This window comes from Parasaccharibacter sp. TMW 2.1891, from assembly GCF_023337675.1.
Taxonomy (GTDB): Bacteria; Pseudomonadota; Alphaproteobacteria; order Acetobacterales; family Acetobacteraceae; genus Bombella; species Bombella apis.
The window spans coordinates 267025-276351 of the sequence record NZ_QORT01000001.1 but is presented as its reverse complement, the minus strand read 5'-3'; the positions used below and the strand labels follow the sequence as shown (position 1 = coordinate 276351).

The window sequence follows — 9327 nt, the reverse complement described above, 5'->3', positions numbered from 1 at the left end:
CCTCTTCAACCCGCCCGCCCCTTCTCCGCTCCCGACCACAAGCAAGGTATCACCATGCCCCACTCCATTTCTTCCGCCATGCTGAAACGTGACTTCGGCATTCATGGCGTGCTTGACCACGCCATGGCCTTCGACAGCGCCGTGACGGCTCCCAATTCCGGCATTCCGTCCATCTTTTCCACCTATGCCGACCCTCGCACCATCAAGGCTCTCATCACACCCATCCGGGCCGAGGCCATCTATGGCCAGGGCCAGAAAGGCGACTGGCTGACGGACACGGCACAATTCCCCTTTGTCGAACTTTCCGGCCAGACAGCTTCCTACGGGGACTATGACAGCTCCGGGGACAGTGACGTCAACGCCAACTGGGTGCAGAGGCAGTCCTTCCATTTCCAGACATGGACCCGCTGGGGAGAACGGGAGGCGGAACGCATGGGGGCGGCACGGCTGGACTGGGTCTCCCGCAAGAATGAGGCGTCCATCTCCATCCTGAACAAGACGAGCAACCGCATCAGCCTCTTCGGAATGGAAGGTCTCCAGCTGCGTGGTGCCCTCAATGACACGGCCCTGCCACCGGCCATCCAGCCCACCCCGAAGATTGCTCCTTCCGGAGCGGCAACGGGCAGCAGCGACTGGCTGAGCATGACCGACCCGATGCAGGTCTATGCCGACATTCTCAAGGCCTTCCAGCAGCTTTCCGAACAGATGGGCGGAAATGTCACGCTGGAAAGCCCCCTGACCCTCGTCATTCCGACGGAGCGGCAGCAGTGCCTGCTGTACACGAACCAGTTCCGTGTCTCCCTTCGTGAACTGCTGCGGGAGAACCTGCCCAACCTGAAGATCGAGACCCTGCCGGAAGCCGGCAGTACGCTGTCTGGTGGTCTCAGCAAGGTCACGCAGATGCAGCTCTTCCTGCGGGAGGTGGACGGGCAGGAAAGTGTCACCACCGCCTTTACCGAGAAGCTGCGTGCCCATGCGGTCGAACGCTACAGCTCCTACATCCGCCAGAAAAAATCCCAGGGCACATGGGGAACCATCTGGTTCTACCCGGTGGCCTGCGTCACCATGACAGGAATCTGAACCATGGCCGATACTGTCACCGTCCTCTGCCGTCTGCCTTCCGGCATCCGGCTCGACCTGCATGACCTCTCCAGCCTGAGCGAACGGACACAGGCCACGGCCCCCGTCATGACTCCGCCACAGGCCCGGTCCTCCATACTGCTGAATGGCATCCGGCAGGACCCGCTCTACCATCCCGTGGAAAACCGTCTGCTCGGGCGGGCAGGACGGACCACCGTGCCGACCAACTTCTGGAAAGCCTGGCTGGAACAGAACAGGCAGAGCGACCTCATCACCCGGAAGATCATCTTTGCCGAAACCACGCCCGCCCGTGCCGACAATGCCATGGCCGAACTGGCCAAGGACCGCACGGGGCTGGAAGGGGCTGACAACACCACCCTGACCGAAGGTGTCACCCCCATGCAGAAAACAGCCTGACCACCCGCCCGTGCCTTATGCCCTCCAGCCCAACGGCACGGGCCTCCAACCGGGAGACAATGCCACCATGACGGACTCCTCCCCCCCAGGGCAGGTTACCTTTTCCTATCAGGACTGGCTCGCCGCCTATCCGGCCTTCGTCGGGCATGTCAGTGCCGGGCAGGCGGAAAGCTTCTTCCAGCTGGCAGAACTGATCCTCAACAATACGGGCCGTTCCCCTGTCCGGGACATGACACGACGCAGGACGCTGCTCTGGCTGCTGGTAGCGCATCAGGCGCAGCTCTTCGCCACCGAAACACCAGCCCAGTCTGGCGAGGCCACCGGCAGCCCGCCAGCGGCACCGCCAGTCGGACGGGTCGCCTCCGCCACACGGGGGGCGGTCTCCATCACACTGGATGGCAGTGCCCTGCCAAGGCAGGCCGGGTGGTTCAGCCAGACACAGTATGGACTGATCTTCTGGCAGGCCACGGCCCCCCTCCGCCAGATGCGCTTCCTGCCTGGCCAGGCACATCCAGCCTACCTCTGGCCCTGATACGGAAACGGCCCACCCCAGAAGGGTGAGCCGTCTTCCATCATCACCTGACGCTCTCAGTGCCAGAGCAGCTTCCAGACAACATAGGCGAACAGGAAAGGCACCACGAGATGGACCAGCGTACCGAAGGTGATACGCTTGCCATCACCGGCCCGCATCATCAGGAAAATGGTCCGTGTCAGAGAAAGCAGACACAGGATCAGCACCACGGCAAACAGCACGGCCTTGCCGGTTACAGCACCATACATACGATCTTACTCCTGTCTCACTGGCTGAACACGCATCCGCAACCAGCCAGAACTGGCCGTAAGGTGGCGCAGTCATGCGCTTTCGTCAATCCAGTCCCGCCTGACCGGTTTCACCACCTGATGGAAGGCCAGACAGCATGAATCTCTTCTCTCTCGCCAGCAGCGTGACAACCACCATCAACCCGCTTCAGCCTGCCATTCTCCGCCGCATGACAGGCAGCCAGATTGCCGCCGATTACAGCACGACCCCGCTTCATGAGGACATCCCTGTGCTGATCGACATCCAGCCCGCCCCGGCCACTCTCCTCCAGCTCATTGGCGACATCGCCCAGCAGGGAGAAAGCCGCACCGTCTTTCTGCAAGGCAGCGCCCATACTCTCAGTCGCCCTCTGCAGAGCGGGGGCGACAGCCTCCTGTTTGAAGGATCGGAATGGCTGGTCACGAAAATACTCGAACAATGGGGAGCCAATGAATGGTGCCGCCTGATCGTCACCCGCCAGATTCCATGCCGGCAGAGTTCCAGCTGACCCCGACAGACAGCACGGTCATGCAGATGCTGGGAGACTGGCTGAAAGCAGAAATTCTGCCTGAAGGCTGGGGCCTCTTCCAGGGCCAGCAGAACCGTCTGCCCATGCCTTCAGGCAGCCATCTCGTCATGCAGCCAACCACACGCCGTCCGCTCGCCACCAACAGCCATGGCCATGATGAAGAAGGCGTCACCATCTCCCAGCCCGTGGAACTGTCCATCCGGCTCACCGCCCGTGGGCCTGAATCCCTGACGGTTCTGGGCGGTGTCAGCACCCTGTGGCGGGACCGGCGGACCGTGGCGTGGTTCCGCCACAGACGGCCTGACATGGCCCCCATAGACACCGGGCCCCTCACGCAGCAGGACTTCACCAGTGCAGAACAGCAGTATGAGGCCTCCGCCACCCTGACACTGCGTCTCGTCATCATGACCACCCTGAAACGCCCGGCCGAGACGGCCACAGCCCTCGGCATGGCCTCCATGGTGGAAGCCACCCTGGCCACTCCCCTCCCATCTGCCGACCACTGATTCCTTTTTCACAGACAAGGACACTCCATCATGGCCTCCCTGACCGGCACCATCCCTCTTGCCCAGACTGTCAGCATCAATCCCGTCACACTCGGCACCGCCAGTGACGTTCCTTTCATGAACGGGCTGCTCATCACAACCCCTTCGGATTCAGCCGCTCTCGGTACAGGTCAGCTGAAATCCTACGGCTCCCTGGCAGACGTGACGAAAGACTTCCCCGCCAACAGCCCGGAAGCCCGCATGGCCGCCGTTTATTTCGCCAGCCATGACGATGCAGCCCAGATACCGCCCACCCTGCTGATCCATATGGCGGACCCGGCCCACCAGGCCGATCCTGCCAGCCTGATGGACCTCATCACCAGCCAGAATCAGGCTTTCACCGGCTTCACCACCACATGGGAACCCACCCTGACACAGAAACAGGCCTTCGCCACATGGGTGGCCGGCACGACGGACCGTTACTGGTATGTCCCATGGGACACGGACGAGCAGGCCCTCAACCCGCAGAACAGTGCCAGCTTCGGCACATGGTTGCAAAACCGGAACATTGATGGCACCACCCTGATCTATCAGGACCCTCTAGCTGCCGCCTTCTGTCTCGGCTGGCTGGCCTCGCTCGATTTCAGCGCAACGGACGGGCGCACCACGCTCTGCTTTCGCCGCAGCGGGCTGCTCACCCCCAGCGTGACCGATGCCACGACAGCCGCCACCCTCCGGGCCAATGGCTACAATTTCTACGGGGCCTATGCCAACGGGCTGGGCCGCTTCCAGTGGCTGGAGGACGGGCATGTCTCGGGGGCTTTCCTCTGGGCGGACAGCTACATCAACCAGATATGGCTCAATGCGTCCTTCCAGTCCGCCCTGACCACGCTTCTGCTCCAGACCGGGCAGATTCCGTATGACAGCCTCGGGGATGGGCTGATCTCAGCCAGCGTGCAGGACACCATCAACCAGGCCCTGCGCTTCGGGGCCATCCGCCCCGGAATCCAGCTGACATCCCTTCAGAAACAGCAGATCGACCAGGCTGCCGGAACCACCATCAGCGACACGGTGCAGAGCCGGGGCTGGTACTTCCAGCCCAATGCCTCCACCGCCGCAGCCGACATCCGGGCCGCCCGCAGAAGTCCCCCGTGCCGCTTCTGGTACACGGATGGCCAGTCCGTCCAGTCCATTCATCTTGCATCCATCGAGGTCCAGTAAGTCATGTCCCGCACTGCGCTCATCACCTCGGCTGACGCCGTTTTCACCCTCACGGTCAAGACCCTGTTCAATGCGCCCATCACGCTGGAGAACTGGGCAACCGACCATGGCTGGAGTGGCTCCCAGAAGCTGAAGCTGGCCACGACGAGCCTCTCCATTGATGGCCGTCTCAACAAGGGATTTGTCCCTTCGGCCTATCACATGGCCCTGCATTTCTCTGCCGGATCACGCTCCCTTCCCGTCTTCGATGCCATCGCCACGGCCTCCCGGCAGGCCCGGACAGTCTACGAACTGAACGGCGAGCTTCTGCTGCATGGGCTGGGACAGCGTTTCACCTTCACCAATGGCTGCCTGACGGATTATGACCCCGTTCCGGCGGGGGATACAACGCTGGGCAACCGGACCGTGAACATCACATGGGAAAATGTCCTCCCGGCAGGGCTGTAAGGCAACCCACCATGAAAACCATCGAATGGACCCCTGCCGAAGGCCCTGATGCAGGCAAATGTTTTGTCATTTCCCGCATGTCGGCCTTCACGGCGGACCGCTGGGCACGGCATGTCGTCCGTGCCCTGGCCCGTGCCGGAGCCAACACCCCACGGGAGGCCCTGCACAGCGGCATTGCCGGTCTCTCCGGCCAGAGCATGGCCCTGTTCGGGCACATGAGCGATGAAGACTGTGACCGGGCTTTCTCCGGCCTTCTGGACTGTGTAACAATCCGCCGGGACCCCATGAACCGGGCCCTTGAGCCTGCCCCGCTCATCGAGGCGGACATAACGGACCCCAACACGTTGCCTGCCTTGCGGGCAGAGGCCTTCCGGCTGAACGTGGATTTTTTCAAGGCCGCAATTTACCAGATATACCCCCTCATCGCCATCTTGAGGGAGACACAGCCGGACGGGGACCTCCCGCCCGCTGCGTGAATCTCTCCAGTCCGATGGCCTTTGTCATCGGGGCGGGGCTGGCCACACTGCATGAGCTGAAAACCCTCTATGACAGCGAAGACATGTGGCTTCTCTGGGAAATTGCGGCCGTGGAGCGCATGAATGGCCATTCTTGATACACTCATTGCCCAGTCGGACCTGATACGTCCCCCGACCCATCTCCCCCTGAAACAGGGCACGGCAGCCTTCCGGCGGAATGTCATGGGGGCACTGGCCCTTTTCACCGGGGGGCGATCACTCACTGGTCTGAAACAGCAGGACACAGACGGAATAGATGTCCCTGTCATGGCACGCCCTCTGCCCGCCATGATGCCAACGCCGGAGCCACCGGCCCGCCAGAGCGATGCCACAACTCCCGAAGCGAAAGCCCCTTCACCCCAGCCCATGCCTCCCTCGGCGGTACAGACCGTGCGGGACTGGTCCACCCTGCTGGCCCAGTCCACCCCTGCCGCCCGACAGGCCCTGAAGGACGTGGAGCCAACCCTCCACAATGCAGAGCAGGCTCTGGAGCGTGTCCTTCACCTCCAGGCACGACAGGTTGATACGACACGGGAGGGAGCGGACCCCGGCCCCCTCCTGCAAGGTTTTTCAGCCATGATGACGGCCCGCAGCATCCTGAACCTTCATGCTCCTGAAGGCCTCTCCTCACCCCATGATGAAACCGGACGCCAGAAGACACCCCCTCCTCGCCAGCCGGGCAGGCTCCTGCCTGCCATGTCCATCCCATACCTGACCGGCACGGCCTCACGGGAACTGAACGTCTCACCCACGCCGCAGCAGGACCAGGAGCGGCTGCATCGCCTGTCCCTGACCCTTGCCCGTACGGATCAGACACTCTCACGGATGCTTCCTGCAGCACCGGGTTCCCGTTCCCCCGCCATTCCGGGCAGGCCCACTCCCGGTGCAAGGCCAGCTCTTGCCCACCTTGCCCGGCATGTCGAAACCGCAGCACGACCGCACCCTCTCACGACCCACAACACGACCACGCACAGCCCGACCATCAACATCACCGTGACGGCAGGTCATGGCAGACCGCAAGACATTGCCCGTGCCGTGGAAGCCAGCACCATAAAAGCCCTTGCCCGCCAGACCCTCACCCAGACCGGATAATCTCTTTCTGGAGCAGTCCTCATGTCCATCCTGACATCTCTCCGGGCGTCAGCCTCCGCCACCGGTGGTGAAACGCTGGAAAACTGGGCCGTACAGCGTGCCGCCCGCCAATGGGGCATCTTCCGCCGCCCGACGGCTGACCAGTTCAGTTCCCTCACATCGTCCGGTTTCAACCGATCAGCTGGCGGCCCATCCAGTTTCCTGTCAGGCCAGGCGCCAAGACGTGTCCTCTCCGCCGCCCATGTCGATTCCCTGCGATTGGATGAACAGGCCAACATCTGCTCCGCCCCACAGGAAAACGGTACCTTCACGAGCTACAACAAGGTATTCCTGCCCTACCGGGCCATGATCCGCATGGTCTGTGACGGGTCGGAAACAGGCTCCCTTGGTGAAAACCTGCTGCCAGACTTCATACGCAGCACCCTTGGTGTGGGGTCTGACACGGTGCGGAAAGATTTTCTGGAAACGCTTTCCCGGCTCGTAAAGGACACAAACCTCTATTTCGTCGCCACGCCAGAGGGCATCTACCCCAATGCCAACATCACCGGTTACACCTTCACCCGCACGGTCGACAGCGGCGTTGACATCATAACGGCCAACATCACCATTCAGGAAGTCCGACAGGGAAACACGTCCCGCTGGACGGGAAGCCGCCACCCACAGGGTGCGCAAACCCGCAATGCAGGCCCCGTCACCCTTCAGCCGGAGAAACTGACATGATCTACACGGTTCCGCTCCAGCCAACAGCAGCCCAGAGCATGACCTGCCCCATTGCCGGGCTGCAATGCCACATCTGGCTGAGACAGCTTTCCACCGGGCTATACATGGACCTGACCGTCGGTACCGAAGCCCTTCTCCGTGGCGTTGTCTGCCAGAACGGGACCAACATCATCCGCAACCCTGCCAGCCTGCTGCCAGGCCGCCTGTACTTCACCGACACACAAGGGGCTGATGATCCCACATTTTCAGGTCTGGGGTCCCGATTCCTGCTTCATTACGAAGATGATACATCATGACAGCCATCACATATCCCAATGCCACCACGACACACAGCTTTGCCCGCAAACAGATAACCGTCACATTCTTCATACCCGGGCTGAACGGAGGCCTGGACAGCTTCACGATTGGCGAGGGACATGCAATACAGGCCACCATAAAACATGCGGGATTCACCACCGGTTCCGAAGCTGACCTCACCATCAGGGGGCTCTCCCAGATAGACAGAGACAGCCTTTCCATCCTTCCCGACCATCCTGCACCAGACAACCTCAACACAATCACTGCTGGCCAGACTTTCATCACCATACAGGCCAGTGATGAAGGGAGCCCGCTGACAAACCTGTTCACTGGAACAGTCGACAGTGCCCAGACGGATTATGATGATCTGGACAGTCCCTTCCATATCCATGCCATGACCAGCACCATTCCAGCGTCCATCCTGCCACAGGCCAAAGGCTATGCCGGACCGCAGGACGTCATCACCCTGATGGCGGATATCTGCAAAGAAGCAGGCTTCCAGCTGCTGGATCATGGTGGCTGGGAACGCCATGCCAGCCTGACAAACCATTACAGATGGGGAACGGCTCTTGAGCAGATACAGGCCATCCTGACGGCGACGAAAGGCACCTTCAATCTCTCACCTTTCATCCCCATGATGGAAAGCAACCAGGGGGCCATTCCCTACAGGGGGCTCCTTGAAGTATGGGGGCCGACCTTTACCGGCATCCCGCCAGCAGGGCAGGAATCAACAGTTCCTGTCATCTCAGCCGCAACGGGGATGATCGGCTATCCCCGATACAGCAGTTCCGGCATATCCCTGACAACCCTCCTCCGGCCAGACATCACCTTCTGGCGTCCACTGGCTATGGAAAGCACCTTTGCACCCGTCACCGGAACATGCACAACCGGCACCCCACCTTGGAACGGCCTGTGGCTGGCCACCTTTGTCTGGCACGACATCAGTACCGAGACCTCACATGGATCCTGGCATACACATATGGAATGCATCCGTACGACCCTTGGCAGACGATGACGGGCCGCCACCTTCCTGAACAACCACCTCCAGAACGGCCTGAAGGATCACAGCATGCCTGCTACAGCCACGCCCTATCTCCTGCGCTCCAATGCGGGCAAAAACAGCCTGAAAGGTGCACTGGATTCACTCATTGCCAGCCACATCAACCAGATCGGCCCTTCCATGCTGGTACAGGTAGAAACAGTCACGACCGAGGCCGCTGCCATTACAGGCAAGGTCACGGTCCGTCCCATGGTACAGCAGCAGGATGCGCTCTCCCGCACCCTGCCACATGACCTCATCCACAATGTTCCTTACCTGCGTTTGCAAGGCGGCCGTTCCGCCTTCATCATCGACCCCAAGCCGGGGGATATTGGCTTCATCATCATATCAGGGCGGGACCACACCCATGCCATCACGACCCGACAGCCCTCACCTCCTGCCTCGTTCCGACAGTTCTCCATGCAGGACTGCGTATATGTGGGCGGCTTCCTCAATGAAGGGCCAGACCAGTTCATACAGGCAACGGATCAGGGCTGGCGGATCGTGACGCCGGGATCCGTCACCATAGACGCACAAGGGCCCCTCACCCTGAAAGCCAGCCGCATTGAAGCCACCTGCGATATTATCACATCCGGCGACGTTCAGGCGGGTGGCATCTCGCTAAAACAGCATACTCACGGCGGCGTGCAGACCGGTCCGGGCACAAGCGCTCCCCCGCAATGAAA

General features: G+C 61.3%; 15 protein-coding genes. 14 read left to right on the top strand and 1 reads right to left on the bottom strand.

The window, feature by feature from the left end; all coding sequences use genetic code 11:
• Nucleotides 1–54 precede the first annotated feature (54 nt).
• The 3 genes from DTJ15_RS01225 (at nucleotide 55) to DTJ15_RS01215 (ending at nucleotide 2029) form a co-directional block, all read left to right on the top strand.
• Nucleotides 55–1080 carry a hypothetical protein gene (locus tag DTJ15_RS01225; protein ID WP_052349250.1) on the top strand — a complete coding sequence of 342 codons (1026 nt, stop codon included), beginning with the start codon at nucleotides 55–57 and terminating at the stop codon, nucleotides 1078–1080.
• 3 nt (nucleotides 1081–1083) lie between these two features.
• Nucleotides 1084–1497: a hypothetical protein gene (locus DTJ15_RS01220; RefSeq protein ID WP_249109240.1), complete on the top strand. Its 414-nt coding sequence runs from the start codon at nucleotides 1084–1086 to the stop codon at nucleotides 1495–1497.
• Nucleotides 1498–1564: 67 nt separating this feature from the next.
• Complete coding sequence (locus DTJ15_RS01215; RefSeq protein WP_248630321.1) at nucleotides 1565–2029, top strand: DUF4054 domain-containing protein; 465 nt, start codon at nucleotides 1565–1567, stop codon at nucleotides 2027–2029.
• 56 nt (nucleotides 2030–2085) lie between these two features.
• Here the strand turns inward: DTJ15_RS01215 and DTJ15_RS01210 are convergent, their stop codons facing one another.
• Nucleotides 2086–2277, bottom strand: coding sequence for a hypothetical protein (locus tag DTJ15_RS01210; RefSeq protein WP_043562128.1), 192 nt, complete (start codon nucleotides 2275–2277; stop codon nucleotides 2086–2088).
• A 137-nt stretch (nucleotides 2278–2414) separates the two neighbouring features.
• Here DTJ15_RS01210 and DTJ15_RS01205 point away from each other — a divergent pair, with 137 nt between their 5' ends.
• From DTJ15_RS01205 to DTJ15_RS01155, 11 genes are read left to right on the top strand one after another with little or no spacing between them, the layout of a single operon-like run.
• Nucleotides 2415–2804, top strand: coding sequence for a hypothetical protein (locus DTJ15_RS01205; protein WP_043562126.1), 390 nt, complete (start codon nucleotides 2415–2417; stop codon nucleotides 2802–2804).
• Nucleotides 2750–3331: an LIC_12616 family protein gene (locus DTJ15_RS01200; protein ID WP_146046947.1), complete on the top strand. Its 582-nt coding sequence runs from the start codon at nucleotides 2750–2752 to the stop codon at nucleotides 3329–3331. The genes DTJ15_RS01205 and DTJ15_RS01200 overlap by 55 nt, the downstream gene beginning before the upstream one ends.
• 30 nt (nucleotides 3332–3361) lie before the next feature.
• A complete protein-coding gene (locus DTJ15_RS01195) occupies nucleotides 3362–4531 on the top strand; it encodes a DUF3383 family protein (RefSeq protein WP_249109239.1) in 1170 nt (389 codons plus the stop codon).
• A gap of 3 nt (nucleotides 4532–4534) precedes the next feature.
• Nucleotides 4535–4978 carry a phage tail fiber protein gene (locus tag DTJ15_RS01190; RefSeq protein WP_081562632.1) on the top strand — a complete coding sequence of 148 codons (444 nt, stop codon included), beginning with the start codon at nucleotides 4535–4537 and terminating at the stop codon, nucleotides 4976–4978.
• A gap of 11 nt (nucleotides 4979–4989) precedes the next feature.
• Complete coding sequence (locus tag DTJ15_RS01185; RefSeq protein WP_086431788.1) at nucleotides 4990–5454, top strand: phage tail assembly chaperone; 465 nt, start codon at nucleotides 4990–4992, stop codon at nucleotides 5452–5454.
• Nucleotides 5451–5591 (top strand): hypothetical protein, encoded by a 141-nt coding sequence (locus DTJ15_RS01180; protein ID WP_156878805.1) that lies wholly within the window; start codon nucleotides 5451–5453, stop codon nucleotides 5589–5591. Before DTJ15_RS01185 ends, DTJ15_RS01180 begins: the two co-directional genes overlap by 4 nt.
• Nucleotides 5578–6585, top strand: coding sequence for a hypothetical protein (locus DTJ15_RS01175; RefSeq protein ID WP_249109238.1), 1008 nt, complete (start codon nucleotides 5578–5580; stop codon nucleotides 6583–6585). Before DTJ15_RS01180 ends, DTJ15_RS01175 begins: the two co-directional genes overlap by 14 nt.
• Nucleotides 6586–6606: 21 nt before the next feature.
• Nucleotides 6607–7305: a hypothetical protein gene (locus DTJ15_RS01170; protein WP_249109237.1), complete on the top strand. Its 699-nt coding sequence runs from the start codon at nucleotides 6607–6609 to the stop codon at nucleotides 7303–7305.
• The gene (locus DTJ15_RS01165; protein ID WP_043562113.1) at nucleotides 7302–7601 is read left to right on the top strand and encodes a phage baseplate plug protein; all 300 of its coding nucleotides are present in this window, start codon (nucleotides 7302–7304) and stop codon (nucleotides 7599–7601) included. The genes DTJ15_RS01170 and DTJ15_RS01165 overlap by 4 nt, the downstream gene beginning before the upstream one ends.
• Entirely contained in the window at nucleotides 7598–8617 is a 1020-nt protein-coding gene (locus tag DTJ15_RS01160) for a hypothetical protein (RefSeq protein ID WP_249109236.1), read from the top strand. The genes DTJ15_RS01165 and DTJ15_RS01160 overlap by 4 nt, the downstream gene beginning before the upstream one ends.
• Nucleotides 8618–8671: 54 nt before the next feature.
• Complete coding sequence (locus DTJ15_RS01155) at nucleotides 8672–9325, top strand: Gp138 family membrane-puncturing spike protein (protein WP_249109235.1); 654 nt, start codon at nucleotides 8672–8674, stop codon at nucleotides 9323–9325.
• Nucleotides 9326–9327 lie beyond the last annotated feature (2 nt).

Excerpts from the sequence above, each read along its gene's own strand:
- DTJ15_RS01215 (WP_248630321.1), top strand. The coding sequence starts at position 1,565 with ATGACGGACTCCTCCCCCCCAGGGCAGGTTACCTTTTCCTATCAGGAC.
- DTJ15_RS01170 (WP_249109237.1), top strand. The coding sequence starts at position 6,607 with ATGTCCATCCTGACATCTCTCCGGGCGTCAGCCTCCGCCACCGGTGGT.
- DTJ15_RS01220 (WP_249109240.1), top strand. The coding sequence starts at position 1,084 with ATGGCCGATACTGTCACCGTCCTCTGCCGTCTGCCTTCCGGCATCCGG.
- DTJ15_RS01200 (WP_146046947.1), top strand. The coding sequence starts at position 2,750 with ATGGTGCCGCCTGATCGTCACCCGCCAGATTCCATGCCGGCAGAGTTC.
- DTJ15_RS01210 (WP_043562128.1), bottom strand. The coding sequence starts at position 2,277 with ATGTATGGTGCTGTAACCGGCAAGGCCGTGCTGTTTGCCGTGGTGCTG.
- DTJ15_RS01175 (WP_249109238.1), top strand. The coding sequence starts at position 5,578 with ATGGCCATTCTTGATACACTCATTGCCCAGTCGGACCTGATACGTCCC.
- DTJ15_RS01155 (WP_249109235.1), top strand. The coding sequence starts at position 8,672 with ATGCCTGCTACAGCCACGCCCTATCTCCTGCGCTCCAATGCGGGCAAA.
- DTJ15_RS01160 (WP_249109236.1), top strand. The coding sequence starts at position 7,598 with ATGACAGCCATCACATATCCCAATGCCACCACGACACACAGCTTTGCC.
- DTJ15_RS01225 (WP_052349250.1), top strand. The coding sequence starts at position 55 with ATGCCCCACTCCATTTCTTCCGCCATGCTGAAACGTGACTTCGGCATT.
- DTJ15_RS01165 (WP_043562113.1), top strand. The coding sequence starts at position 7,302 with ATGATCTACACGGTTCCGCTCCAGCCAACAGCAGCCCAGAGCATGACC.
- DTJ15_RS01185 (WP_086431788.1), top strand. The coding sequence starts at position 4,990 with ATGAAAACCATCGAATGGACCCCTGCCGAAGGCCCTGATGCAGGCAAA.
- DTJ15_RS01205 (WP_043562126.1), top strand. The coding sequence starts at position 2,415 with ATGAATCTCTTCTCTCTCGCCAGCAGCGTGACAACCACCATCAACCCG.
- DTJ15_RS01190 (WP_081562632.1), top strand. The coding sequence starts at position 4,535 with ATGTCCCGCACTGCGCTCATCACCTCGGCTGACGCCGTTTTCACCCTC.
- DTJ15_RS01195 (WP_249109239.1), top strand. The coding sequence starts at position 3,362 with ATGGCCTCCCTGACCGGCACCATCCCTCTTGCCCAGACTGTCAGCATC.